Annotated in this window: 26 protein-coding genes and 1 rRNA gene; 13 read left to right on the plus strand and 14 right to left on the minus strand. The window is 35.7% G+C overall.

The genetic code is table 11. The features are described from left to right. The 3 genes from rrf to trhA form a co-directional block, all read left to right on the plus strand. A 5S ribosomal RNA gene (rrf, locus tag ACXAGJ_RS22520) occupies positions 1–75 on the plus strand; the annotation flags it as partial. Between the two features lie 131 nt (positions 76–206). Next, positions 207–725, plus strand: coding sequence for a TlpA family protein disulfide reductase (locus ACXAGJ_RS22525; RefSeq protein ID WP_474843158.1), 519 nt, complete (start codon positions 207–209; stop codon positions 723–725). Between the two features lie 43 nt (positions 726–768). Then, entirely contained in the window at positions 769–1,395 is a 627-nt protein-coding gene (trhA, locus tag ACXAGJ_RS22530; RefSeq protein WP_474843160.1) for a PAQR family membrane homeostasis protein TrhA, read from the plus strand. A gap of 22 nt (positions 1,396–1,417) precedes the next feature. Here trhA and ACXAGJ_RS22535 read toward each other — a convergent pair whose 3' ends face one another. The 5 genes from ACXAGJ_RS22535 to ACXAGJ_RS22555 all read right to left on the minus strand — a co-directional run bounded on the left by ACXAGJ_RS22535 (position 1,418) and on the right by ACXAGJ_RS22555 (position 6,654). Continuing rightward, positions 1,418–3,631, minus strand: a complete 2,214-nt coding sequence (locus ACXAGJ_RS22535) for an ATP-binding protein (RefSeq protein ID WP_474843161.1) — start codon at positions 3,629–3,631, stop codon at positions 1,418–1,420. Between the two features lie 283 nt (positions 3,632–3,914). Continuing rightward, positions 3,915–4,715: a DUF8213 domain-containing protein gene (locus tag ACXAGJ_RS22540; protein WP_474843163.1), complete on the minus strand. Its 801-nt coding sequence runs from the start codon at positions 4,713–4,715 to the stop codon at positions 3,915–3,917. Between the two features lie 100 nt (positions 4,716–4,815). Beyond that, positions 4,816–5,244 (minus strand): DUF4268 domain-containing protein, encoded by a 429-nt coding sequence (locus tag ACXAGJ_RS22545; RefSeq protein WP_474843165.1) that lies wholly within the window; start codon positions 5,242–5,244, stop codon positions 4,816–4,818. Position 5,245: 1 nt separating this feature from the next. Then, positions 5,246–5,923, minus strand: coding sequence for a ZIP family metal transporter (locus ACXAGJ_RS22550; protein WP_474843167.1), 678 nt, complete (start codon positions 5,921–5,923; stop codon positions 5,246–5,248). Further along, on the minus strand, positions 5,923–6,654 hold the full coding sequence (locus ACXAGJ_RS22555) for a class I SAM-dependent methyltransferase (RefSeq protein WP_474843168.1): 732 nt from the start codon (positions 6,652–6,654) through the stop codon (positions 5,923–5,925). Before ACXAGJ_RS22555 ends, ACXAGJ_RS22550 begins: the two co-directional genes overlap by 1 nt. 54 nt (positions 6,655–6,708) lie before the next feature. On the opposite strand from ACXAGJ_RS22555, the gene ACXAGJ_RS22560 reads away from it, so the two are divergent. From ACXAGJ_RS22560 to ACXAGJ_RS22570, 3 genes are all read left to right on the plus strand, one after another. Then, complete coding sequence (locus ACXAGJ_RS22560; RefSeq protein ID WP_474843170.1) at positions 6,709–7,872, plus strand: THUMP domain-containing class I SAM-dependent RNA methyltransferase; 1,164 nt, start codon at positions 6,709–6,711, stop codon at positions 7,870–7,872. A 123-nt stretch (positions 7,873–7,995) separates the two neighbouring features. Continuing rightward, on the plus strand, positions 7,996–11,268 hold the full coding sequence (locus ACXAGJ_RS22565) for a WD40/YVTN/BNR-like repeat-containing protein (protein WP_474843172.1): 3,273 nt from the start codon (positions 7,996–7,998) through the stop codon (positions 11,266–11,268). Between the two features lie 47 nt (positions 11,269–11,315). Next, positions 11,316–12,161, plus strand: coding sequence for a dienelactone hydrolase family protein (locus tag ACXAGJ_RS22570; RefSeq protein ID WP_474843174.1), 846 nt, complete (start codon positions 11,316–11,318; stop codon positions 12,159–12,161). A gap of 67 nt (positions 12,162–12,228) precedes the next feature. Here ACXAGJ_RS22570 and ACXAGJ_RS22575 read toward each other — a convergent pair whose 3' ends face one another. Genes ACXAGJ_RS22575 through rlmD form a run of 3 tightly spaced genes read right to left on the minus strand, consistent with a single transcriptional unit; the run spans position 12,229 to position 14,839 of the window. Further along, positions 12,229–12,945, minus strand: a complete 717-nt coding sequence (locus ACXAGJ_RS22575) for a DUF6048 family protein (RefSeq protein ID WP_474843176.1) — start codon at positions 12,943–12,945, stop codon at positions 12,229–12,231. Beyond that, positions 12,911–13,426, minus strand: a complete 516-nt coding sequence (locus ACXAGJ_RS22580) for a DUF6452 family protein (RefSeq protein ID WP_474843178.1) — start codon at positions 13,424–13,426, stop codon at positions 12,911–12,913. The genes ACXAGJ_RS22575 and ACXAGJ_RS22580 overlap by 35 nt, the downstream gene beginning before the upstream one ends. 3 nt (positions 13,427–13,429) lie before the next feature. Next, positions 13,430–14,839 (minus strand): 23S rRNA (uracil(1939)-C(5))-methyltransferase RlmD, encoded by a 1,410-nt coding sequence (gene rlmD, locus ACXAGJ_RS22585; RefSeq protein ID WP_474843179.1) that lies wholly within the window; start codon positions 14,837–14,839, stop codon positions 13,430–13,432. A 100-nt stretch (positions 14,840–14,939) separates the two neighbouring features. Between rlmD and ACXAGJ_RS22590 the strand changes: the two genes are divergently transcribed. From ACXAGJ_RS22590 to rocD, 3 genes are all read left to right on the plus strand, one after another. Beyond that, the gene (locus ACXAGJ_RS22590) at positions 14,940–15,506 is read left to right on the plus strand and encodes an RNA polymerase sigma factor (protein ID WP_474843181.1); all 567 of its coding nucleotides are present in this window, start codon (positions 14,940–14,942) and stop codon (positions 15,504–15,506) included. After that, on the plus strand, positions 15,496–15,882 hold the full coding sequence (locus ACXAGJ_RS22595; RefSeq protein ID WP_474843183.1) for a DUF6768 family protein: 387 nt from the start codon (positions 15,496–15,498) through the stop codon (positions 15,880–15,882). The genes ACXAGJ_RS22590 and ACXAGJ_RS22595 overlap by 11 nt, the downstream gene beginning before the upstream one ends. A 205-nt stretch (positions 15,883–16,087) precedes the next feature. Continuing rightward, positions 16,088–17,365 carry an ornithine--oxo-acid transaminase gene (gene rocD, locus ACXAGJ_RS22600; protein ID WP_474843184.1) on the plus strand — a complete coding sequence of 426 codons (1,278 nt, stop codon included), beginning with the start codon at positions 16,088–16,090 and terminating at the stop codon, positions 17,363–17,365. Position 17,366: 1 nt separating this feature from the next. Here rocD and ACXAGJ_RS22605 read toward each other — a convergent pair whose 3' ends face one another. After that, positions 17,367–18,266 (minus strand): Brp/Blh family beta-carotene 15,15'-dioxygenase, encoded by a 900-nt coding sequence (locus tag ACXAGJ_RS22605; protein ID WP_474843186.1) that lies wholly within the window; start codon positions 18,264–18,266, stop codon positions 17,367–17,369. Positions 18,267–18,345: 79 nt separating this feature from the next. On the opposite strand from ACXAGJ_RS22605, the gene ACXAGJ_RS22610 reads away from it, so the two are divergent. Continuing rightward, positions 18,346–19,083, plus strand: a complete 738-nt coding sequence (locus ACXAGJ_RS22610) for a bacteriorhodopsin-like (protein WP_474843188.1) — start codon at positions 18,346–18,348, stop codon at positions 19,081–19,083. A 92-nt stretch (positions 19,084–19,175) separates the two neighbouring features. Here the strand turns inward: ACXAGJ_RS22610 and ACXAGJ_RS22615 are convergent, their stop codons facing one another. Both ACXAGJ_RS22615 and ACXAGJ_RS22620 read right to left on the minus strand, forming a co-directional pair. Then, positions 19,176–19,496, minus strand: a complete 321-nt coding sequence (locus ACXAGJ_RS22615; protein WP_474843190.1) for a CCC motif membrane protein — start codon at positions 19,494–19,496, stop codon at positions 19,176–19,178. Positions 19,497–19,516: 20 nt separating this feature from the next. Next, positions 19,517–19,798 carry a DUF2752 domain-containing protein gene (locus ACXAGJ_RS22620; RefSeq protein WP_474843192.1) on the minus strand — a complete coding sequence of 94 codons (282 nt, stop codon included), beginning with the start codon at positions 19,796–19,798 and terminating at the stop codon, positions 19,517–19,519. Positions 19,799–19,891: 93 nt separating this feature from the next. Between ACXAGJ_RS22620 and ACXAGJ_RS22625 the strand changes: the two genes are divergently transcribed. Next, positions 19,892–20,104, plus strand: coding sequence for a hypothetical protein (locus ACXAGJ_RS22625; RefSeq protein ID WP_474843194.1), 213 nt, complete (start codon positions 19,892–19,894; stop codon positions 20,102–20,104). Next, positions 20,101–20,667, plus strand: a complete 567-nt coding sequence (locus tag ACXAGJ_RS22630; RefSeq protein WP_474843196.1) for a Smr/MutS family protein — start codon at positions 20,101–20,103, stop codon at positions 20,665–20,667. The genes ACXAGJ_RS22625 and ACXAGJ_RS22630 overlap by 4 nt, the downstream gene beginning before the upstream one ends. Here ACXAGJ_RS22630 and ACXAGJ_RS22635 read toward each other — a convergent pair. Further along, positions 20,654–21,178: a hypothetical protein gene (locus ACXAGJ_RS22635; protein ID WP_474843198.1), complete on the minus strand. Its 525-nt coding sequence runs from the start codon at positions 21,176–21,178 to the stop codon at positions 20,654–20,656. The genes ACXAGJ_RS22630 and ACXAGJ_RS22635 overlap by 14 nt on opposite strands. Before the next feature lie 9 nt (positions 21,179–21,187). Beyond that, the gene (locus ACXAGJ_RS22640; RefSeq protein ID WP_474843200.1) at positions 21,188–22,087 is read right to left on the minus strand and encodes a hypothetical protein; all 900 of its coding nucleotides are present in this window, start codon (positions 22,085–22,087) and stop codon (positions 21,188–21,190) included. Positions 22,088–22,386: 299 nt separating this feature from the next. Here ACXAGJ_RS22640 and ACXAGJ_RS22645 point away from each other — a divergent pair, with 299 nt between their 5' ends. Continuing rightward, positions 22,387–23,535 carry a cysteine desulfurase family protein gene (locus ACXAGJ_RS22645; protein ID WP_474843202.1) on the plus strand — a complete coding sequence of 383 codons (1,149 nt, stop codon included), beginning with the start codon at positions 22,387–22,389 and terminating at the stop codon, positions 23,533–23,535. Here ACXAGJ_RS22645 and ACXAGJ_RS22650 read toward each other — a convergent pair. Further along, positions 23,532–26,003 (minus strand): TonB-dependent receptor, encoded by a 2,472-nt coding sequence (locus tag ACXAGJ_RS22650; protein WP_474843204.1) that lies wholly within the window; start codon positions 26,001–26,003, stop codon positions 23,532–23,534. The two genes, ACXAGJ_RS22645 and ACXAGJ_RS22650, sit on opposite strands and share 4 nt — an antisense overlap. Positions 26,004–26,005 lie beyond the last annotated feature (2 nt).

Consider the following 26,005-nt stretch of genomic DNA (forward strand, 5'->3'; position numbering starts at 1 on the left):
CCATTCCGAACAGAGTAGTTAAGCCCGTTAGCGCCAATGGTACTACAATCGTGGGAGAGTAGGTCGCCGCCTTCTTTGAAAACCCTCATCATAATCGATGAGGGTTTTTTTATACCCTAAATCCAAATTAAAGCTGTGCTATAGAAATGTGAAAGTGACCTCATAACTTTCGCAGAATCCGTAATTTGGTGCTTTAAAAAAGAAGAATGAAAAAGATAGTTAACTATATCATACTTGTTTTAGCGTTGGGATTTGGTTTGTTCTATGGATACACAAAATTTACTGCAGCTCAAAAGGGAGAGCAGGCTCCTGATTTCGAAACTACATTGGTAGATGGTTCCTCATTTCAGTTATCCAAATTACAAGGGAAGTACGTGTTGTTGGATTTTTGGGGATCCTGGTGTCCTCCATGTAGAAAGGAAAATCCAAGATTAGTACAATTACATACTACTTATCCTGATCAACTTACTATTGTTACTGTGGGCCTAGAAAAAGATGCTACTTCTTGGAAAAAGGCGGCAGAAAAAGATGGGTTTGTCTGGAAGAATCAGATTGTACATCAAAACAAATTTGTAATGTTGTCTCCAATAGCTAGAAAATATGGCGTATCAGAAATTCCATCTAAGTTTTTAATTTCCCCGGAAGGAAAACTATTAGGAAAACTATCTTTTGAGGAGATTGACCAAATATTGGCTAATACAAACCTACCCCAATCACTAAAATAGTTGTAGTTTTGGAAGCTATTTGAAGCTACAACTTTAAAACATTATGATAGAACAATCTCCTGTAGAAGAAAGATGGAACTGGATTACTCATGGTCTTGGGTTTGTAATGTCCATTATTGGCTTTGTATTACTTTTGTTTTATGATACGCATCAAACAGCATATAGTACATTTACTATCGTTTTGTATTCAGCCTCCTTATTAGTGTTGTATTTTGCATCTACGGCATACCATTATTCATCAACACCAGAGTTGAAACGTAAATTTAGAATAATGGATCATATAGGTATTTATCTTTTGATTGCGGGGACCTATGCCCCTGTTACTTTAATTACGCTATTAGATAGTAAAGGGATTCTTTTATTTACTCTAGTTTGGTCTTTGGCAATTGTAGGTTCGGTTTTAAAACTGTTTTTTACAGGTCGATTTCAACTGATATCGGTTGTACTCTACTTGCTCATGGGATGGCTAATCATGTTGGACATGGATACGCTTAGCGCATTAGTAGGAGATAGTGGAATTCATTATCTCATGCTAGGTGGAGCAGCTTATACTGTTGGAATCATATTTTATGCCCTTAAAAAAATGCCGTTTAGTCACGTAATCTGGCATCTTTTTGTTTTGGCTGGAAGTATTTTTCATTTCTTATTCATATTCCGTTTTATTATATAGAATAGGAATAATTACAGTTTAATTAAGAAGCTTTAGAAATTTTACTAACCAAGTAAGAGTTTATTTTCTTGAAAAACTCTTCTTTCTTAAACGGTTTTCTCATGTAATCACAGAAACCAGATTCAGCATTCAATATCTCTGTGATTGTATCCTTTGTATCAGAAGCCGTTAAAGCGATTATCGGAATGTCTAAATTAAATTCTCTTATTTTCTTAGTAGCTTCCATACCATTCATATTTGGCATGTTTAAATCCATCAAAATAAGATCATAGTGTTTTTGTTTCACCATATCAATAGCAATAAGGCCATCATCTGCAATATCAGAAACATACCCTTTGGTTTTTAGAATATTCTGGGTAACAATTTGATTGATCTTATTGTCCTCAACAATCAGAATACTGTGATCTTGACTATTATCTAAAGTGATTAAATTTTCTGAAGGGCGTTCTGTTTGTTCTTCTTCGTTTGCTTCATGGATTTTAAAAGGAATACTGAAATAGAAAGTAGCTCCTTCTCCAGGAATACTTTCTACCTTAATATCACCGCCGTGTAGTTCTACCAATTTTCTTACGATATTTAATCCTAAACCTGTTCCGGTAGTATGATCAGAAGAGTTGGCTTGAGAGAATTTCTCAAATATAAGTTCTTGCTTATCCAACGGAATACCTCTTCCATCATCTTTTACTTCAAAGGTAATTTCGACCGTATCGTTTTCTATTTTTGGATTTTTAAAATTTAACCAAATGTTTCCTTCTCGGGTAAACTTGTTGGCATTACTAATAAGATTGATGAAAATCTGTGATAATCGCACAGAGTCACCAATTAACAGATTCGGGATAGTAGGATCAAGGTTAAGGTGTAGTGTATTTCCATTTTTATCGGCCTGATATTCAAACGAGTTTTTAATATCATTTGCCAAATTCTTTATGTTATAAACGGATTCGTCTAGTTGAATTTCATAGGATTCCATTTTTGTAACCTGAAGAACATCGTTAATCAAGTTCAGTAAATGATCAGCAGAAAACTTCATCAACTTAATAAAGTTATGATTTTCTTCATCCTTAATGCGTTCCATTAATATGGAAGATAGTCCTATTACTCCGTAAAGAGGTGTTCTTAATTCGTGACTAACAGTAGAAATAAACTTGGTTTTAACTGCAGCCAAACGATCCGATTTTTCCTTAGCTATCTTTAATTCTTTATTTTTTAAAGCAAGAGATTCTCCCAGTACTTTAGTTTTTTTATGATTATAGACAAAGAAGCAAAACAACGTCAAACACAGGAGGAGTAGGGACAAGGTAAAAATAGATACTGTTTTGGATTGCTGTGCCTTTTGGGTTTCTATAGTTTTTTTCGCCTCACTTACTGTAAGTTGTTTTTTATATCTGTCTGCTTCTAGTTTTTCGCTTTCAAGGGCTGTTTGATGGTGTTTGGTATATTTTTTAAGAATAACATATGCTTTTTCCTTGTTTCCCATTTTGATCAGTAAGCTTTCATACTTCTGATAAATGATCATTGCTTCTCTGTAAAGCTCACTTTTTTCAGCAATAGATGCCGCTAATTCAAAATTTTGTATTGCTTTTTTGTACTGCCTTATGTATGAGTAATATTCAGCAATACTGGTATAGGTCATTACTAGTTTTGGGGTGTATTCTGCGTTAGTTTTAAAGAAGCTAAGGCACTTTTGTAATAATCTTTTTGACTTATTATATCGTTTCGTCTTTAAATAAATATTCGCAAGATTCAATTGAAGAAGATGTTTGGTATATTCATCTAAATTTGAAAAATTCTTATTGATGTAGTTGATTCTTTTAAGTGCTCGTCCTGGTTTGTTAAACCCTTCTAGATAGACCAAAGCAATATTGTTATTGATATCTATAGCCACTTCATCAAAACCACTGAGTTCTTTTGCGAAAAGGTCTGCAATTTTAAAATTTTCAAGAGCTTCTTTATAATCTCTTGAAGAAAGGGATATTTTACCTAATAGATTATAAGCACTTGCTTTAAGATAGTATTGTTGTTTGGTATTGAATTTTTCGGCAATGTCTATAATAGTCTCTGAAATCAGTATGCTATTAGCTCTTCCTACTGTGTTTAACTGTTTTTCAGTATGAGATAAGGTGTTTTTGAGCTCTGAGAAAGACATATCCTCATATTCTCGGGCATGAGTATCTATGAAGAATAGACAAGTCAATAAAAGGCATATAAAATATCTAAATATTTTAAGGCTATTCATTATTTCAGTTTTGGGGCGCTCAAATATATTAAAAAAAAGTTATGTAATGGTTAAAAAGCTTAAATAATATGTTGAAAAACCGTAATTAGAAGTGTTTATCATTAAAATTGTAGGAATAAAGCTTCTTTTTTGAATAAAAACCCTTGAAAAGTGATCTCTCTTCTCAAAATATAGTTAAGTTTTTGAAAATAAAGTAGATATCACCTTTATGTATTTGCTGATACTAAAAAGGCTATTGCTTTAAAACAATAGCCATTATTGATTTATTTTTTTAGAGTTGGGGCTATCCTCTGCAACCTCTTATTACTCCAAATACATAATCATCTGCAGCTTCATTAAATTCGTCACCGCAATTTCTATCACTGGCACCTCCACTTGCATTGTTTACATTGCTACATTGATCATGATCCATACAGTCCTTTGTCCAGGCACTAGGAATCCACCATCTACCACAATCTGCACCGCATCTACCCATACATCCGTAGTTGGTTCTTGGTTTGCTACCAACCCGAACCCGATCTCTTTGATTTCCACGGGCATCATCATATTCAGCGTTTACATAAGTATTTCGTCTGATACAGGTAATGCCTTCATTCCTACTTTTAAGATTTGTGGTATTTACTTCGGTAACTACATCCCTTTTGGTATAAACATAATCTATGGGAGACTTACCCCAGTATTCTATCAAAGTTAATAGCGTATATTCTGTCATAGAAATATCTCCTTCTTTGGTAGCTAGTATGTAATCTGCAATTAGACTACCCATTTTCAACAAAGCTTCTTTTTGGTATTCCTGAAATACATGGTCATGTCCGTCAATGGCAATACTTTCGTCATTGTAGTCTACAATAGCATTGATACTTTTATTATCGATAGCGATACGAACATCAAAAATGAGATCTGCTGTTGCGGTTACTGCGTATTTTAGAGCAACATTATCAACAGTTACTATTCCTTTAAAATGATTTTCATCTTGTGCTTCTAAGCCAATTTCTTGTGCTTGTGGTGTCGTTTCTTCTTGGGTACATTGAAAGCAAATAGCAATCAACAGCACCAATGCTGAGCATTTTAATTTGTTTTTCATAATAGTGAGTTTATGTTATAGCTCAATGTACAAAAAACAAATCAAATTACGATTTTGATAATTTAGCAGGTATTTTTTTGAGTAATACCCAAATTTTAATCTAATCTTTTATAAAATTTTTATATTCTATAAAAAATGTCTCTAAAAGATCCATTTTGGTATACAAGAACTCCATAGTTTGCTGCCAGGAATTTTTGTTATGAATGCTCACTTCATGGAGTTGGCAATAGACTCTGGAAATTATTTTTCCATTATCCAATTCGTATGTAGGGTCATAAATGATGTCGGCAATGTAATCTGTAGTTAGTAAGTTTTTTAAACTTACTAATTTATCGTAGTAGTATTCTCGAATCAAATCGTCCCATGGCTCAATGTCTATGGAGACTTCTGCTTTTTTGGTGGTAAATGTAAATTTAAGGGATACATCTTTGATTTTGGTATTATATAATAGCCATTTACGTGGATATGCTTTTCCAAAAGAGGTCCAAAATTCTTGTCGTATACGTTTTGATTCTTCTTTACTAAACATGTTAAATCAAAAATGCTGTCACTGTTGCCAATAGAATAATCATCAACTTTGTGATGTTGAACTTATGACCTTCGCTACTCTCAAAAAGAATTGTAGTAGATACATGAAGAAATATCCCAATGACCAAGGCTGTGATTTCTTTATAGTATCCTTGAACGATCTCTAAGTGCTCACTCAAAAAAGTACCTAGTGGAGTCATTAAGGCAAAAACAAAAAGGGTAATCCCGATGGTTACTGGTTTGATTTTGGTATGCAGTAAGAATGTGGTCAAAATCATCGCTACAGGTATCTTATGCACAATAATACCCAATAAGATTCCTTCGGCTTGATGAATTGGAAAACCTTCTAACAATGCATGAATACCTAAACTTATAAACAATAATTTGGGTAATCGTTTGGTGTCTTTGTCCAGATGTATATGGCCGTGTTCTGCTCCTTTGGAAAAGTATTCTAGTATTTTTTGCAATAAAATACCGACCATAATCCAGATCCCTGTTTGTTTCCCGAAGTGATTGTCTTCAAAGACCTCTGGTAGTAAATCAAACACGGTGATAGCCAATAAAAAAGCTCCACTAAATGCTAGAAGCAATTTTAGATTCTTTTGATTAGAAGGTCTGAATATGAAAACAATAAGACTTCCTACAAAAATGGCGGCTATAGTTAATAAGTAATGCTTCACTATTTAAAAATTAAGATAAGTCTCGGTGAAGTTTCTTTATAAAACTTTTGAAGTTGGTAGTCACCAAAGACATCAAGAAGATGTACATCGGCCTGATCAAAATAGTCTTTAAAGTCTTCCAAACTAATTGCTTTTACCCGTTCTGTAAAAAAGAAATCTTCTCCCTGATCTTTAAAACGAATTTCTTTGACGATATACCCATTCTCTACATACCTTTGGATATGAAAGTTGATTCCCTCAACCTGTTTTTCTTCTTCGGGCACAAGGTGTTTGATTACATAATCGGTATTCAAAAAATCAATAACGCCAAAACCAGTAGCATTCAAATTGGATTTAATAGCCTTGATAGTACTTAGATTATCTTCTTCTTTGTCAAAATAACCGAAACTGGTAAATAGATTAAAAACTCCGGAAAATTCCTCGGGATAAGGCTTGCACATATCATGTACTCGGAATTTCAAAGTCTCATTTTCAAACTGAGAAGCATAAGCGATACTGTTTTTGGATAAATCCACTCCAGTAACATCAAAACCCAGTGAATTTAAATAGATACTATGTCGACCTTTGCCGCAAGCAAGATCCAAAATTTTTTCTCCTTTTTCCAAACTGAGATAACGGGTTAGGTTATCCATAAAGTCTTTGGCTTCAGTTTGATCTCTATCTTTATATAAAATATGATAGTATGGTGTATCAAACCATGATGCATACCACATTGTAGAATCTTTTAGCATAGGGCGCAAAATTAGTGTATTTTTGCCTTTTAATTATAAGAGAATACGAAGATAGTGAGCAATTCATTCAAAATGGTAGCCAAAACGCTTTTTGGCTTTGAAGAAATTCTGGCAAAAGAATTAAGAGACCTTGGTGCGCAAAAGGTAGTTGTTGGTAACCGAATGGTCAGTTTTTATGGGGATACGGGGTTTATGTATAAAGCTAATCTCTGCCTTCGAACAGCCATAAAAATATTAAAACCTGTAACTTCTCGAAAAATTAAAAATGAAAACGAACTGTATGATTTTATACAGAGTATCCGCTGGAATGATTATATGACTGTGGATGATACTTTTGCGGTGTATGCTACGGTAAATTCTGATCTATTTAATCATTCCAAGTTTATAGCGCTCAAAACCAAAGATGCCATTGTCGATCGGTTCCGTAAAGAAAAAGGTAGAAGACCTAATGTGGATTTGAGTTTTCCTGATCTCTCTGTAGATGTTCATATACAGAGAGACTTGTGCACCGTATCTTTGGATAGCTCTGGTGGTTCGTTGCATTTACGCGGATATCGAACAAATACTAATATCGCTCCAATCAATGAAGTATTGGCTGCTGGATTGTTGCTGCTTTCCGGATGGGATGGGCAATCTGACTTTTTAGACCCCATGTGCGGTAGTGGTACCATTCCTATAGAAGCGGCTATGATCGCTTGTAATATCCCAGCAAATTTAAATAGAAAAGAATTTGCTTTTGAACGATGGCTGGACTGGGATATGGATCTTTTTGAAAAAATAGAAGAAGCATGCTTGAATAAAACTCGAAATTTTCGTCATTCTATTATCGGAATGGATAAGGCTCCTTCTGTAGTACGCAAAGCCAACACGAATATAGAAAATGCTAACCTTTCGGATTTCATTAAAGTAAAAGAGCAGAATTTTTTTGAAAGTGAGAAGGAAACCGAAGGACCGCTTCATATTCTATTTAATCCCCCTTATGATGAACGACTTGAGATTAATGTCCCTGAATTTTATGGAAATATAGGGGATACTTTGAAACGTGGATATCCGGGTACAAATGCCTGGTTTGTAACTGGTAATCTTGAGGCTTTAAAACATGTAGGACTTCGGCCGTCTAGAAAAATTAAAGTTTTCAATGGTAAATTAGAGTCTCGTCTATTAAAGTATGAAATGTACGCAGGTAGTAAAAAGGCAAAGTACCAACGTGGAGAATAGCAAGTAGGAGCTAATTTTTCTAAGAGTTTTCGAATAGTTTTATGTTTTTGTTAAGAGATAATTATTGAAATAGCGATAATTTTCTGGAATCAATTAAACTATTAACTAATCACCATAATTGATATGTATCGAAAATTCACACATTTCATTATTAGCTTTCTTTTATTGGTTTCCTCTAGTTCTATAATGGGACAACGATCCAAAAATACCAATACTCAAAATTCAGTACTTACAGATTCCATTTTTACCGGGCTCAAATTTCGTAATATAGGGCCTGCGTTTATGTCAGGGCGCATTGCGGACATAGCTATCCATCCGGAGAACGAAAGTATCTGGTATGTAGCCGTTGGTTCTGGTGGAGTTTGGAAAACGGTTAACGCCGGAACTACATGGAATCCTATTTTTGACAAACAAACATCTTATTCTATTGGTTGTGTAACTATTGATCCTACCAATCACAATATCGTTTGGGTTGGAACAGGAGAAAATGTAGGTGGACGACACGTAGGTTTTGGAGATGGAATTTACAGAAGTAAAGATGGAGGAGCCACATGGGAAAACATGGGGCTGAAAAACTCAGAGCACATTTCTAAAATCATTATTCACCCAGAAAACAATAATATTATCTGGGTAGCTGTTCAAGGTCCACTTTGGAAAAAAGGAGGAGAACGAGGATTGTATAAATCTACAGATGGAGGAAAAACATGGAAGAAAACCCTTGGCGATAGCGAATGGGTAGGAGTTACAGATCTACAAATAGATCCTAGAAACCCAGATCGATTGTATGCTGCTACTTGGCAAAGACATCGTACCGTTGCCGCCTATATGGGTGGGGGACCAGGATCAGGGATTCATAGAAGTAACGATGGAGGAGAAACCTGGGAGGAATTAAAGAATGGATTACCAAAATCGTGGATGGGTAAGATAGGATTGGCAATTTCACCACAACAACCTGATATCTTATATGCAGCTATTGAGTTAGACCGAAGAACCGGTGGTGTATATCGATCATCAGATAGAGGAACCACCTGGACCAAACAATCTGATGCTGTTTCAGGAGCAACAGGACCTCATTATTATCAAGAGTTGTATGCTTCACCGCATCATTTTGAACGATTGTATTTGGTAGATGTACGTATGCAGATATCAGAAGATGGAGGAAAGACATTCAAAAGAATGAAAGAAGAGCATAAACATTCGGATAATCATGCTATAGCGTTCAAAAAGAATGATCCTAATTATCTGTTAGTGGGTACAGATGGAGGTTTATACGAATCTTTTGATCTTACCAATAATTGGAAGTTTGTAGATAATCTACCGGTTACTCAATACTACAAGTTAGCGGTAGATGATGCGCAACCATTTTATAATATTTATGGGGGTACACAGGATAACAGTACACAAGGAGGTCCTTCCAGAACAGATAATGTACATGGTATTCAAAATTCGGATTGGAAAATTGTCTTGAATTGGGACGGTCACCAACCTGCTACAGAACCAGGAAATCCTGATATCATGTATGCCGAAAGACAGGAAGGGAATTTATCGAGAGTGGACCTAACGACAGGAGAAGTAATCGATATACAACCACAACCTGGGGCTAATGAAAATTTTGAAAGGTTCAATTGGGATGCTCCAATTTTGGTTAGTGCTCACGATCCAAAAAGAATTTATTTTGCCTCGCAACGTTTATGGAGATCTGATAATCGAGGAGATAAGTGGACGGCAATATCAGGAGATTTAACCAAAAACCAAGAACGAATTGAATTACCAATTATGGGTAAAAAGCAATCTTGGGATGCTCCGTGGGACTTTTTGGCAATGTCGAACTACAATACGATTACTTCGATTGCCGAGTCACCAAAAAAAGATGGCGTATTGTATATAGGGACAGATGATGGGATTATTCAAGCCACAGAAGATGGAGGTAGTAATTGGAGGCGTATCAATGTAAATGCATTACCAGGTGTTCCTGCCACTGCATTTGTAAACGACATCAGAGCGGATCTTTTTGATGCTGGGACTGTGTATGTAGCTCTGGACAATCATAAATATGGTGACTTTAGTCCGTATTTATTAAAGAGTACAGATAATGGGAGAACCTGGAAATCGATAAAAGGGAATTTACCAAATAAGACGTTGGTATGGCGATTGGTGCAGGATCATGTAGATCCAAATCTCTTATTCATTGCTACAGAGTTTGGTATTTATTTCAGTAATAACGGAGGAAACAGATGGGTGCAATTAAAAGGAAATGTACCAACTATATCATTTAGAGATATTACTATTCAACGCCGAGAAAATGATTTGGTAGCTGCTTCTTTTGGTAGAGGATTCTTTGTTTTTGATGATTACTCGGCTCTACGTAATATTTCGGCAACAAAACTAAACCAAGAAGCGACATTATTCCCTGCAAGAGATGCTTGGTGGTATATCGCTAAGCCAGATATTGATTTTGATGATGAAAAAGGAAGCTTAGGAGCGTCTCATTATGTGGCACCTAATCCCGATTTTGGAGCTGTATTTACCTATTATCTAAAAGACGGTTACCAATCAGCTACAGAAGCTAGAAAAAAATCGGAGAAAAAGAACAAAGGAAAAGATATTGCATTTCCTGGTTGGGACAAATTGGATGAAGAAAGTATTGCATCCAAACCAGCTGTGGTGATCACAATAACTGACGATCAGGGGAAAGCAGTACGACGTATTTATGGTCCTGTTACTCCAGGATTTCATCGTATATCCTGGGATTTAAAATACCCTACACCTGATGCAGTTTCTTTGGAGACACAACAGTATCCGTTTGGAGCGCCAGAAGGATTTATGGCAGCACCAGGTAGGTATACTGCAACCTTGTCTAAAATAGTAGACGGAGTAGTTACATCACTTTCTGAACCTATTACTTTTGAAGTAAAACAATTAAGAAAAGGTGCTTTGGAAGGAGCTTCTATCAAAGAGGTAACTTCTTTTTGGAGAGATTATGAAAATACCATTAAAGAAGTTTCTGCTACAGAGTTAAAGCTAAGCAAGGCAAACAAAAAGATAAAGGCTATGCATACTGCCCTAAAAAGGGCAACTGCAGCACCTAGTGATTTGGATTCTAGAATTGCTACTCTAAGAAAGAACTTGTTAGGCATTCAAAAGAAATTTAGTGGTAGCCCATCAAAAGGGCAAGTAGGAGAGAAAAGTATGCCTACCATTCAATCTCGCATGTTTGCCATTTTTAAGGGAGTACAGCGCTCTACCTATGGGCCTACAGCTACTCATATAGAAACCATGAGTATTATCAAGAATCAATTAGCTGCAATTACTACACAATTCAATGGAGTTCAGAATGAAATGAATTCTGTGTTAAAGGCAATGAAAGAAGCAGGAGCACCTTATGTAGCTGACTAAAAGAATGAAATGTAATTTTTAAACTAACTACGTTAATATTAATCATCATGAAATACTTTGTATTATTATTTTGCTCATTACTAATTTTGAGTTGTAAACAAAACCAATCAGAAAAAGAAACCACTGCAGAGGAGAAACAAACAGAAACAGTGGTGGAGAAACCAGTTAAAGTTAAAGGAGAACAGGTGGACTATACTTCTGATAGTTTAAAAATGAAAGGATATGTTGCTTTTAACGAAAATTCTGAAGAAAAACGACCTGGAATTATTGTGGTTCACGAATGGTGGGGGCATAATGATTATGTTCGTCAAAGAGCCGATATGCTTGCAGAGCTTGGTTATGTAGCAATGGCAGTGGATATGTATGGAGATGGTAAACTTGCAGCTCACCCAGATGATGCCGGTAAGTTTGCGATGAGTGTCATGGGAAATATAGATTCGGCAACCAATAGATTTAATGCAGCTTTAGAAATGCTGAAAGCACACCCAGCTGTAGATCCAAATAAGATTGCAGCAATAGGATATTGTTTTGGAGGTAGTGTGGCGCTTACTATGGCCAATGCTGGTTTAGATCTTGATGCTGTAGCGGCATTTCACAGCGGTGTTCAGTTGCCAGTAATGCCTAGTGATAAATTAAAGGCAAAAGTTCTGGTATGTAATGGTGCAGAGGATCCGTTTATTCCTGCAGAGAGTGTAGAAAACTATAAAAAAGCTATGGATAGTCTAAAAGCAGATTATAAGTACATCGCTTATGAAAATGCGACCCATTCTTTTACCAGTAAAGCTGCAGACTCTATAGGGAAGCAATTCAATTTGCCATTAGCTTATCAAAAGGAGGCAGACGAGAAGTCCTGGCAAGAATTACAACAATTACTGAACCGAGCGTTTGAGTAACCAAAAAGATTGAAAAGTCATCATATAACAGCCTTGTGAATGAACATTTACAGGGCTGTTTATCTTTTTATCTTTTCTTCTTGAAAAGCGGTAGCAAGTAACTAATAGAATAATTGTATCCCACTCCTATGTCGCTAAAATCATTTGTTCTTCCAAATCCAGGAATGTAAAGATTGTCAAAACGATCAGGAGTTTCTTCACTTACCAAATTTCTTAAAGAGATACTCGCACCCAGATAGAAATTATGAATAAGCTCTACTTCGAGTCCTAAAACAAGTTCTACCCAACTGGCAGTTAACCCGTCTTCACTTACAGGTTCGGTAATGGTAGTTTCTCCAAAGAAATTGGTTCCTGTAAAGATGTTGTATTCGTTTAGAGTTTGATCAAAAGTTGAAAATCCGTATCGTACTCCTACGTAGATACTATTTTGCATCCCATACCAATTGTCATAAATGTTATAATCTATTCCAGCTCTGATATAGCTACCAGATCCTTCTACATTTACATTTTCTTCATCTCTGATCAACGATTCATTACCTATCTCTCCAGCAATGTATAGTTTACGATAAACTCGGTAATCGGCTTCTATTTCAAAACCTGAATAGTTGTCATCTACAGAAGTTCTAAGTATTCGAGCAAGATCAACACCTGCTCTTAATCCATATTTTTCGCCAGGAGGTAAGGTATCTCTAGCTGAGATTTTTTTAGGTTCTTCATCCTGTGCAAAAATGCAACTGGTAAAAATAATACTAATGAAAAATAAATATGTGCGCAGTTGTTTCATCTGTTACGTTCAGTCGTTCAACATTAATATTTTGTATCCAAGCACCGTCATCGCCAGCTTCTACTGGAGAGTCTGTAAGTCCCAGAAATGTCACTCTAAAACCACAAGCACTGCTTACATACTCTTCTTCGGGAGTATATTGAATACTTATAGTATCGGTATTAGGAGCTACTTCATCGTTGGTAGTATCAGAATTGATGGTTAATTGATATTCGGTGATAGACTCATTGGTTCTTAGGGGAATCATGATGGAATCCGTTACGGTTCCAAAATTAAATGGACTTTCTACGCCAACCGCTCTTACTTCTAACTCTACAGGATTTTTTATCTCTGAAGAATTATCAAAATCCAGAAACTTAATAATAAGCATAGGAGTAGTAGGGGTCCCCTCGGCACAAATATCATCTCTCTCACAACCCCAAAAAGAAAGGCTTATACCAGCCAATAGGAATAGGAATAAAGGAAATCTGTTTATTCTCATGAGTTATCTTTTTTCTAATAGTACAACGTTCTCTACATGATAGGTTTGCGGAAACATATCCACAGGTTGTACTTTGGTTACTTTGTAGTCCCTATCTAATAACGCCAGATCTCTAGCTTGTGTTGCACTATTGCAGCTTACATAAACAATTTTTTGAGGTGAAATTTGTAACAGTTGTGCTACAACGTCTTTATGCATTCCGTCTCTGGGCGGATCGGTGATTACCACTTCTGGTTGACCGTGTTGATCTATAAAGTCCGAGGTAAAGACTTTTTTCATATCTCCTACATAAAACTCAGCGTTATCAATCTTGTTTCTTTGTGCGTTATCTTTAGCATCTTCAATAGCTTCAGGCACAGCCTCTACACCGATTACTTTTTTTGCGTTTTTGGCTACAAATTGAGCTATGGTTCCAGTACCTGTATATAAATCATACACTAATTCTTCACCCGTCAAACCCGCAAATTCCCTTGTGATCTTATATAATTCGTAAGCTTGTTTTGAATTGGTTTGGTAGAAAGATTTGGCATTAACTCTAAATCGTAAACCTTCCATTTCTTCTTCTATGTATGCCTTTCCTTTGTAACAAACTACCTCTTGATCATAGATGGTGTCGTTCCCTTTGGGATTAATAACATATTGTAAAGAAGTAACCACTGGAAATTGATCAGCAATAAAATCCATGAGAAGCGTCCTTTTTTCTTCATCATCATAAAAGAACTGAACGAGCACCATGATCTCACCAGTAGAAGCAATACGAATCATTAAAGTCCTTAATAAACCTTCTTGCTTTCTAGCGTTGTAAAAAGGAATCTGATGTTCGGTGGCAAATGCCTTTACTTCATTTCGAATTGCATTACTTGGATCTTCCTGAAGATGGCAATGCTCAATATCTAAAATCTTATCCCACATCCCAGGCATATGAAACCCAAGCGCGTTTCTATTGTCAATCTCCTGATTGTTTTGGATTTCTTCTAAGGTAAGCCATCGACTATCACTAAAAGAGAATTCCATTTTGTTTCTGTAGAAGTATTGATCTTTTGAGCCTAAAATAGGAGTGATCTCTGGTAATTCTATTTTGCCTAATCTTGTTAGGTTATTTACCACTTCATTTTGTTTGTAAGCAAGTTGATGCTGATAATCCATAAACTGCCACTTACAGCCACCACAAGTTCCAAAATGTTTACATTTTGGTGTAGTGCGTTTATCAGAATAGGTGTGAAACTGGGTAGCAATACCCTCATAATACGCCTTACGCTTTTTGGTGGTTTGTATATTTACTACATCTCCTGGTACTGCATTAGTAAGAAAAACTACTTTTCCATCGGGTGCCTTGGCGATACTTTTTCCTTTGGCCCCGGCATCAATAACCTCAATATGCTCAAAAATCTGTCTTCTATTCTTTCTTGCCATAGCGCAAAAATAAGAATAGAAAGCATATACTTATTAAATATTCAGGATATCTTACAAAAGAAATGAACCTAATTACTTTTTCTTCGTCTATTCTATAGAGATGAGTTCAAAACAGACACATAAAATCTTTGATGCTTTATTGGTGTTGCAATGTCAATCCGGAAATGATAAAGCAGCTACCTTATTAATTAAAAGATGGAACTCACGATTATATCGACACGCTTGCTGGTATACCAAGAATGAAGAAATTTCTAAGGATATCGTTCAGGAAAGTTGGACAAAAATTCTTCAGAAAATTAATGAACTAAAGAACCCAAATACTTTTGGGAGCTGGGCTTTGACCATAGTTACCCGTAAGGCGATTGATTGGCAAAGAAAGCATAAAAAAACGTCTGACTTTAAAAAGGAATTTCAACATCAACAAAATAATGAGAAAATCACTGCTGAAATTACAAATAGAGAAGAGACGGTGGTTCTTTTAAGAAAAGCAATAAAAGAACTACCAGAAAAGCAACAAATCGTTCTTCGACTTTTTTATGTAGAAGAATACAGTGTAAAAGAAATAAGCGATATCGTCCAGGTTTCTGTTGGAACTGTAAAATCTAGGCTATTTACGGCCAGAGAACAATTAAAATTAATTTTAAAAAATAAGAATTATGAAAAATGAGATAAAGGATATTGATAGGTTGATCAAAGAAACGTTGAATGAAGAAGAAGCAAAGTTCTATGACGAGTTAGATGAGCAAAACATTTTTGAAATGATTGGTGGATTGTACACTACCAAAAACCGATGGATCATGATTATGATGAGTATTGTGAATGTAATCGTATTTGGTCTTTTTGTTTACTGTATTATTCAGTTGTTCAATACCGATGATACTAATGAGTTGATCAGATGGGTTGGAGCAGGTTTTTTCTGTGCAATGATCACATCAATGTTGAAGCTGTATTCATGGATGCAAATCGATAAAAATGCGTTGCTAAGAGAGTTGAAAAGATTAGAACTTCAAGTATCTTCATTAGCTAGTAAAGTGTCTTCATAATGCGGTATTCGTAAAATTTAGGATCCTCTATTTAGATTTAAAAAAAACAAGCCTGTAATCGGGGTTAAAATTAATAATTCGATAAAGATTTAGTATTTTGTGGCACTTTTAGGGATGATTTCTCTCCCACGCTGAATTTTCGATTCTTTTCGAAAGGATAAAGGTACAGAAGGAATGGTTATTTTATCAATTTAAATTATTAAAAATGGCTGTTTTAGAAAATTTAACTTCGCAACAAGCAATTGATTTAGAGAACAAGTATGGAGCTCATAATTACCATCCGCTACCCGTGGTTTTGAGTAAGGGAGAAGGAGTGTATGTTTGGGACGTAGAAGGAAACAAATACTATGATTTTCTTAGTGCGTATTCTGCGGTAAACCAAGGACATTGTCATCCAAAGATTGTGGATGCAATGACAAGTCAGGCAAAGACCTTAACACTTACCTCTAGAGCATTTTACAATGATAAACTTGGTGAATACGAAAAATTTGCCACAGATTATTTTGGATTTGACAAACTCCTTCCTATGAATACTGGAGCAGAAGCTGTAGAAACAGCGCTTAAGGTATGTAGAAGATGGGCGTACCAAGAGAAAGGCATTGCTGAAAACGATGCTCAGATTATCGTTTGTGAAAACAATTTTCATGGAAGAACCACAACCATCATATCATTCTCTAATGATCCGGTAGCAAGAAAGAATTTTGGACCTTACACCCAAGGTTTTATTAAAATAGAATATGATAATCTTACTGCGTTGGAAGATGCGTTGTCTAATAACAAAAATGTAGCAGGATTTTTGGTAGAGCCTATACAAGGTGAAGCAGGAGTTTATGTGCCATCTGAAGATTACCTAGAAAAAGCAAAGGCATTATGTGAGAAACACAATGTGTTATTTATTGCCGATGAAGTTCAAACTGGTATTGCCAGAACGGGAAGATTGCTGGCTACTTGTGGAAACTGTTCTTGTCAGGATAAAAATTGCTCGGGAACTCCTCAGGTAAAACCCGATATTCTAATCTTAGGTAAAGCATTAAGTGGTGGAGCATATCCAGTATCTGCTGTTTTGGCTAATGATGATATCATGAAAGTGATCACTCCAGGAAGTCATGGTAGTACTTTTGGTGGAAATCCAATCGCTGCCGCAGTGGCTATGGCTGCTTTAGAGGTCGTAAGAGATGATGAGCTTGCAGAGAATGCATTTCAATTGGGAGCCTTATTTCGAGAAGAAATGAACAAATACATTGAGAACTCTGATATTGTTAAGTTGGTTCGCGGAAAAGGATTGTTGAATGCTATTGTAATTAATGATTCTGAAGACAGTGACACTGCCTGGAATATTTGTGTGGCTTTAAAAGAAAATGGTCTTCTGGCAAAACCAACCCATGGTAATATCATTCGTTTTGCACCACCACTGGTAATGAACAAAGAACAATTGTTAGAGTGTGTAGCAATTATCACAAAAACTTTAAAAGCGTTCGAATAAACTACCGTTTATTGAGTTTATTCATTACCCAAACATGAGGAAAGGTAATAGCGGCTATTAAGGTAAAGAATATAGATAGAAACAGCTTATCTTCATTCCTTAATACCCAATATAAGAGTAACAAACCCAAAATTGTTACCATCCAGTATATAAAAGAGGATTTCAAGTATTTAATGAAATCCTTTTTTTTGTGCGTTCCATACAAAAAAACTACTTGATCGGCTAAAGAAGGAATACTATGCCAAAAAATGAAGTATATCGCAAAAGCCCAAAGTAAAGAAGCAGTATGGAAGACAATGTAAAAGACCAAAAGAAAAAATAGCTCTTGCACAACTTCTATCCTAAGAGTCTTTATCAAAAACAAACGAATTCCTAAACCAATAAAAGAAGTAGCACAAAAGAGAAGGATATATAGAAACCAGGTAGGTTCTGTAGCTACTCCCGTTAAATTTTGAATTATAGGATTTACTTCGCGATAGTTGGTGAAGAACAAAAGAAAAAAGATAGTCAACCCATAAAACGTATAAAACAGATCTGAAGTCAGACTAAAATTTGTCAGCTTAGCATGCCAATGCTGTTCTCCAAAGTGATATGCGCTACACAAAATAAAAATGAGTAATAGAGGAAAAGGCAATACATAGAAAAGGGCAATTCCTATAAGAACAAAACCTATGTAGAGGATAAGTACATTAAAAAAAACTCCTAGCCCTTTAATGTTATTGGCTTTCTGAATTAGTTTAATATCATTTGTTCCATGCAAAATACCCAACGATAGGATCAATGTGTAAGCCAATACATCTTCAATATCATTTTCGAAATAAGTGGCTATCCAAAGTGAGAAAAACGTAGCAATCAAGGTGAAATTTTGCAGATAGTTAATTTTGTGAGCTTTATTTTTCATTTTTGTTTAATAAATTTTTATTAAAGTTAAACAAAATTTGTTTAATCTTTATTAATTTTAGTTAAACAAAATAATAACTATGAAAAATTTACAATTATTACTTTCGATGACCCCTGAAATATCCAATACTGATTATGTTGGATTTACGTTTTTTGTAGGTTGCATGGCCATGATGGCAGCTTCCGTGTTTTTTTTCTTCTCAATGAATAGTTATGATAGAAAATGGAGGACCTCTATTTTGATTTCTGGATTGATTACATTTATTGCAGCAGTTCACTATTGGTACATGAGAGACTACTGGTACGATAATGGATCGTCACCTACATTCTTTAGGTATGTGGACTGGATTCTAACAGTACCGTTAATGTGTGTAGAATTCTACTTAATTCTAAAAGTAGCAGGAGCCAAGAAGTCGTTAATGTGGCGTTTGATCATTTTATCTGTAGTGATGTTAGTCACTGGATACTTTGGAGAAGCTGTCTACAGAGATCAAGCTTGGCTTTGGGGACTTATATCCGGTATAGCTTACTTCATAATCGTATATGACATTTGGTTAGGAAAAGCCAAAAAACTTGCACAAGAAGCTGGTGGAGCAGTGCTTTCTGCACACAAGACGCTGTGTTGGTTCGTTCTTGTAGGTTGGGCAATTTATCCTATAGGATATATGGCCGGAACTCCTGGATGGTATGACGGAATTTTTGGAGGATTAGCAATGGATGTTATATACAACATTGGTGATGCAATCAATAAAATTGGATTTGGTTTGGTAGTGTATAACCTTGCTGTGACAGCTTCTACAACTACTGCAGAGGCATAGTATAAGCCTATTTTAACTGATCAATCTACATAAAACAAAATCCCGCATCAAGCGGGATTTTTTATGATAATACGTAGAATTAATCCTTTTGATTAACCACCGTAGTTTTTCATGATTTCTTGTTGCATTTCTAGAATACCATCGTATCCTACAGTAGCAAACATAAAAATTACATACGCTAGGTAAAGAGCACTAACGATTAAACCAATGATCGCTAAAATCTTACCAGTTTTTACATTTTGATAACCCGTATACAATTCTGGATTTTCATTATATAAAGCAGTTGCTTTTTTCGCCATAACGATTGCGATAATAGCAAAAATAATTCCGAATCCGTAACAACAGCATCCCACTATAGATAGAATACCAAATACTAAAATCAGGGTGGAATTGGGTAACGTCTGTTTTTCCATAATATTTATTAATTGATTAGTTAAAAAATAATTTTCATTTTGATTACATAACTTATAATCATAGTAAGTATGGTAGTAATCATGAGACCAGCTTTGATAACCTGATCATATCTAAACTTAACAAATAAGTTAAATCCTAAAAAAATAAGTAATAATAAAAGAGGATAAATAGCAGGATACATATGAAACGCTGCTGCAAACTCACCTTTGAATAAAAGAGCTATTGATCTCTGCATGCCACAGCCCATACAATCAACCCCAAAAATCTTTTTATTAAGGCAAGGAAGCATGTATTTTTCCAATAGAAAAGGTTTTATTGTTTACTGCAATATACATAATTATGTTATTTGTCCTATAAACCTTCACAAAAATCTATTATTTGATATTTTTGCAATATGATTACAGCTAAGTTAAAAAGAGTTATAAGTTTGTTGCTTATTCTTACCGGAGCAATTGCACTCATAAGTGAAATTGCCTCCGCACAAAAGAATTATTATATACAGAGTATTGGAGTTGTTTTGTTGATGTTAGGGGTGTTTATGGTAAATGCAAAATTGTCATCAAAAGCCGAAATACAACAGGAAGAATATTTGGAAGAAGAAGAATGATAAAAATTGGAGATACCGTATCTGTTTTAGATGAACCTATTACTGGTAAGGTTATAGGAGTAAATGCTTCAGAAGTTACTATTGCATCTGATGACGGTTTTGATATGACTTTTTTGAAAAGCGAAGTGGTTAAGATTGAATCTCAGGAAATGATCATTCCTTCATATGAAGAAGTGCATGAGAATCTTCAAGATAAAGAGATTTTTAAGAAAAAACCAAAAAGAAAGAGTAGTATCAAACCCAAAGAAAGGCATTTGCCTCCTATGGAAGTCGATCTGCATATCGATAAACTCATAAAGTCCACAAAAGGAATGACTAACCATGATATGGTTACTTTACAATTGGATACCGCAAAGCGACAGCTGGATTTTGCGATTCAGAAACGGATTCCTAAAATTGTATTCATTCATGGAGTAGGGCAAGGAGTTTTAAAAGAGGAATTAAAATACCTTTTTGGAAGATATGACAATGTAAGGATCTCAGATGCGAATTATCGAAAATATGGCTTGGGAGCCATGGAGGTATATATTCTTCAAAATCCTAAATCATCTACTTGGGAATAGTAATTTCATCAGAACCAAAATTGATTCGTTCCTGTCTTACTTCAATATCTACACCACCTAAGGTAATATTTTCAAGTACAATAGATCGTGTATAAGTAATATCAGTATCTGTTTGACTTAGCTCTGTATAGGTAATAGTAGCTGTACCATTTGAACTTATCAATTCTTGTGTCACTTGTATATTAGCGGGAGGAACACTACTACAAAAATATGTGTTCCCATCAATACTGGTATCAAACTGTCTGTAGACTAAAATGTTGGTCGTACTGTTTAAGGTTACTGAGAAAGTGAGATCTGTAGGGACAGTATTCAATTCAAAAGTAGTACTAGTGAAACTTAAAGATAACGCCTGATTGATGGAAGGGTCTACCTTAAAAAAAACAAAGTCATCTCCATTAGAACAGTTTTCTATGGCAGCAGTAAAATCGAAATTGTCTTCGATCACATCTCCTTCACTACATCCTACTATAAAAGTGATAGCTATTAATAGGCAATAAATTCTAAACTTCATATACTTGTTTTACAATTCTGTGGTAATAGAAATGGTTGTTTCTCTAGATCCAAATGAGAAATTATCGTCTTGAAAATTCCCGTTATTTCCATCAAACTGTATTCCTGTAATGTTTACAGTAGTGGTAAATGTGGTTTGAACAGTGTTGTCTTTTGAAGGGGCAACGATTACTTCAGTATTTGTCGACGCTGGATCCAAATAAAAAGGTAACTCTCCGGGTGCAGCACGATCATCTCTTGGGTTACCATTTTGGTCTGCGTCTTCATTTCGAGTTAAGATTCCATCATTATCATCGTCTTCTTCCAAATAATCTGGGATTCCATCTTCATCAGTATCCCTTGGATCATCATTATCAGGAATACTGTTTGCCAATTCCTCACTGGTTAAAATATTATCATTGTCATCATCCTGATCCAAATAATTAGGGATGCCGTCTCCATCTGTATCGTCATCATCGAAGTCCCCGTTTCCATTTAAATCCTCATCTTCTGCGGGGATTCCATCATTATCATCCTCCAACGTTATAAGAGTTTCAATAGCAGCGGTTCCTGCAATACCTACCATTTCTTCGACAACAATAACATCACCAGGGGGGATGTTAGAACAATAATAATCAGCAGTAATAGCAATATTAAACTGTCTGTAGATTAAGCTGCTGTTTGCGTCATTCAAATTGATCAAAATAGGCATTGTGGTTACTTCTGTTTCAGAAAAATCAGCATTTACAAAATTGAAAGATATCGCCTCGTTAACCCCCTGATTGATTTTAAAGAAAACAAACTCATTTTCTGCAGCTCCACTACACAATTGAAGGTCAACATCGTCAAATTCGAAACTTGTAATGATGATATCACCATCATCACAGGACCATAATAGGGTTATAAAAAGAAGAAAAACAAATCTTTTCATAGATATATACACTAGTGATATTTACTTTTAAAACATTTACACAACTAAAGACGATTAAAAAAAGTAAATGTTCACTGTTATTTTAATTATCGATGTTAATAAAAGTAAATATTCACGGTTATTTTAGTCATGATTTTTGACAAAAGTAAAGGAATTGAAAGATTATAACGTGTCTTGCTGAAAATAATTTTATTTGAGTAGTTTTGTAGTGCTAAAAATTATGGATTTCTTAAAATGTTAAAGGAATTTTTATAGTTTTTTTCAGTATTCTAGAATAAACAACTAATCAATTGATTTTCATGCAAAAAGTTTATTTTGATAGTGCCGCAACCACAAGGGTAAGACCAGAAGTCATACAAAAAATGATAGCAGTATTAGAAGAAGATTTTGGAAATCCTTCTTCTACGCATGGATTTGGACGTTCTGCCAAGAATCATATCGAGCAAGCTCGTAAAAATATTGCTGGATATTTGGGGGTGAAAGCTTCCGAGATCATTTTTACCTCTGGAGGTACGGAGGCGGACAATTTGGCGCTAAATAGTGCTGTTCGTGATTTGGGAGTGCACCATATAATTACTTCAAAGATAGAACATCATGCGGTGTTGCATACTGTTCAGGAAATCGAATCTAGAAGCGGTATTAGAGTGAGTTATGTAGAGATCAAAGAAGATGGAAGTGTTGACTACGATCATCTAACGTCTCTTTTACAGCAGACTACCGAAAAAACTTTGGTTAGTTTAATGCATGTGAATAATGAGGTAGGAACTATTCTGGATATTCAAAGAGTTGGGGAGTTATGCAAAGAGCACGATGCTCTTTTTCATAGTGATATGGTGCAATCCATTGGTCATTTGGAAGTGAATTTGGCAGAGCTTCATGTAGATTTTACAGCAGTGAGTGCACATAAATTTCATGGTCCAAAAGGAGTAGGGTTTGCCTACATTCGAAAGAATTCTGGTTTGAAGCCTCTAATTTTTGGAGGAGAACAAGAGCGCGGTTACAGAGCAGGTACTGAAAGTGTTCATAATATTGCCGGTATGGATGAAGCGCTGAAATTAGCTTTTGAACATCTTACCGAAGAAAAAACATATATCCAGGATCTGAAACAATACTTTGTGGATACTCTAAAGCAAGAAATAGAAGGCGTAAAGTTTAATGCAAAGTGTTGTCAACCTGATCATAGTACCTATACGCTAATTAATGTATGCTTGCCTGTTCCTTTGGAAAAAGCAGGGATTTTGTTATTTCATTTGGATATCAATGGTATCGCGTGTTCTAAGGGAAGTGCTTGTCAAAGTGGAAGTAGCAAAGGGTCTCATGTGCTTTCAGAAATATTAACTGATGAAGATCTACAAAAGCCTTCTGTCCGTTTTTCATTTTCAAAATACAATACAAAAGAAGAAGTGGATTATGTGGTAGGTGTGCTAAAGAAATTTATTGAAGACTAGAATTTCATCCCCATTCTTACATTAAATACTCGTGGTGTTAAGAAGTTAGGAACTGCAAACTGTCGTTGACTCGAAGCATCTCTTACAAAAGTATTGGTAATCGAGTTTTGATTATCAAAAATATTATAGATCTCTACACCAAGACTTAGTTCTCTGAATGTATTGAAGAAGTTTCCTTCTTTTAAACGCTTGTTAGCATCAACCACAACATAGGATACTCCCAGATCAGCACGGCGATAATCTCGTAGTCTTGATTGAAATTCGTATGGGTCTGCAAAACTTGGTGATCCACCAGGTACACCAGTCTGGTAAACAAGGTTGAGATATCCTTTTAAACTTGGTATTGAAGGGACATAATCCTGCAACAGAATTCCGACTTTCAGACGTTGATCCGTAGGTCTGGAGATATACCCTCGATTATCAATATTCTCTTCGGTTTTTAAATATCCAATACTTACCCAGCTTTCTGTACCGGGAACAAATTCTCCGTTTAAACGAACATCTGCTCCAGCAGCATAAGCTTCGGCGTTGTTTCTTGCTCGATAACGAATTCTTACATTTTCTATGGTGTATGGATTTACGTCAGTTAGCTTTTTGTAAAACACTTCTGATGTTAATTTGAATGGACGATTCCATAGCTTAAAACTATAATCGTTACCCAACACCACATGGATGGATTGTTGCGCTTTTACTTCAGGTCGCACCACTCCGAGAGAATCTCTTAATTCCCTGTAGAATGGAGGTTGATGATAGAACCCACCAGAAACTCTAAAAAGCATATCCGCTTCCCAATTGGGCTTAATTGCGAATTGTGCTCTTGGGCTAACGACAATTTGTGAGTCTGAACTACTAACTGTAGCTCCGAAGATATTCCAGTTGTGTGTACGAACACCAATATTTGCCCAAATTTCATTATCCTTGATCGTGGAGCGGATGCTATATTGAGCATATCCCGAAATTCTATCTACTTTGGTCTCGTTGATCGCTCTTACACTGGTAAAAGGTACAATTGGACTTGCAAAAGGAGTAAAAGGCTGATCGTTGACAAAGTCATTAAACGGTGGTCTTATGGCAAAGCCAGCAGAGTCCACAATTTCGAATTCTTGTAAACGGTCTTTGATGTCTTCGTGCGTATATTTTATCCCCCAATCAAATTGGTGTTGGTCTTTTTTATAAGTTCCGCGATGCTCTGCATTAAATATGAGTGCATCAAGATCGTTTCGCGCATGAGTGAGCTGAGAACCGATACCTTCGGCAAACTCTATTTCTCCCAAATCTTCACTTCCGATATCAGTATTAACCGTTCCCAGGGCGTAAGATGCCAAAATATCAAAATGTTCTTGCTCTTGTGTTTGATATGCAGATCCTATAAATCTTAGTGTTAGGTTCTCGTTGGGTTTGTAAGTTCCCTTTAAAGCTCCAAAATAAGTGTCATAACGATCTTCTTCCTGACCTTGATAATTTACTCTTAAGGCCTGAACGGTTTGTAAGGTCCCAAAGTTGATTTGCTCAGTTATGGGCTCGTAATCGTACTTATTGATGGCTAAATTCCCTAAGAATCCCAGTTCAAAAGTGTTGGAAATGTTGTACGATAAATACGTTTGTATATCTGCAAATAATGGTTGAAAATTAGTTTCGGTATTTCGGGCATCCACTAATAGTCGATTGTCTCTATATCGCACACCCACCATACCGGATAGTTTTTTGTTTTTTGAAATAGCTCCTGCGGCTACACTTCCTCCAAGTAGACTCAAGTTAGCAGTGGCATTTGCTCGGGTGGGTCTTTTGTACGTGATATCCAGAACGGAAGAAAGTTTATCCCCATATTTTGCCTGGAACCCTCCTGCAGAAAAATCTACATTGCGCACCAAATCACTATTTACAAAACTGAGACCTTCCTGTTGCCCGGATCGGATTAGAAAAGGACGGTATACTTCAATTTCATTGATATACACCAAATTTTCATCAAAATTACCTCCTCGTACTGCATATTGTGTACTTAGTTCATTATTTGAACTCACGCCGGGAAGACTTTTTAACAATGCTTCTACACCCGCATTAGCTGATGGTGTAGTACGGATGGTTTCTGGGTCTAAAGTAGTAATTCCTTCTACTGTTTTTCGTTCTCGACCCGATATGACTACAGTGCTTATTTGTTCAACGTTGGTTTTTAGAACCGGATTCAATTCATATTCCTGATTTTCTTCAAGATTAATAGTGAATTCTAAACTTTTAAGTGCAATATGAGAAACTTTAATTGTTACCTCCTTATTGGCGGGAATGCTTAGCTCATATACTCCGTTTTGATCGGATTGTGTACCAGAATTTTCAAAACTGATATTTGCTCCTTGTACTGGTGTGTTATTTTCGTCAAGTATGATACCTTTCAACAGTGCCTTTTGTGCAACCGTACTACTGCTTATGAAAAGAGTAAAAAAGGTGAAGAGAAAGAGTAAGCGATTTTTCAAAA

The organism is Aquimarina sp. AWH4_224 (assembly GCF_056160245.1).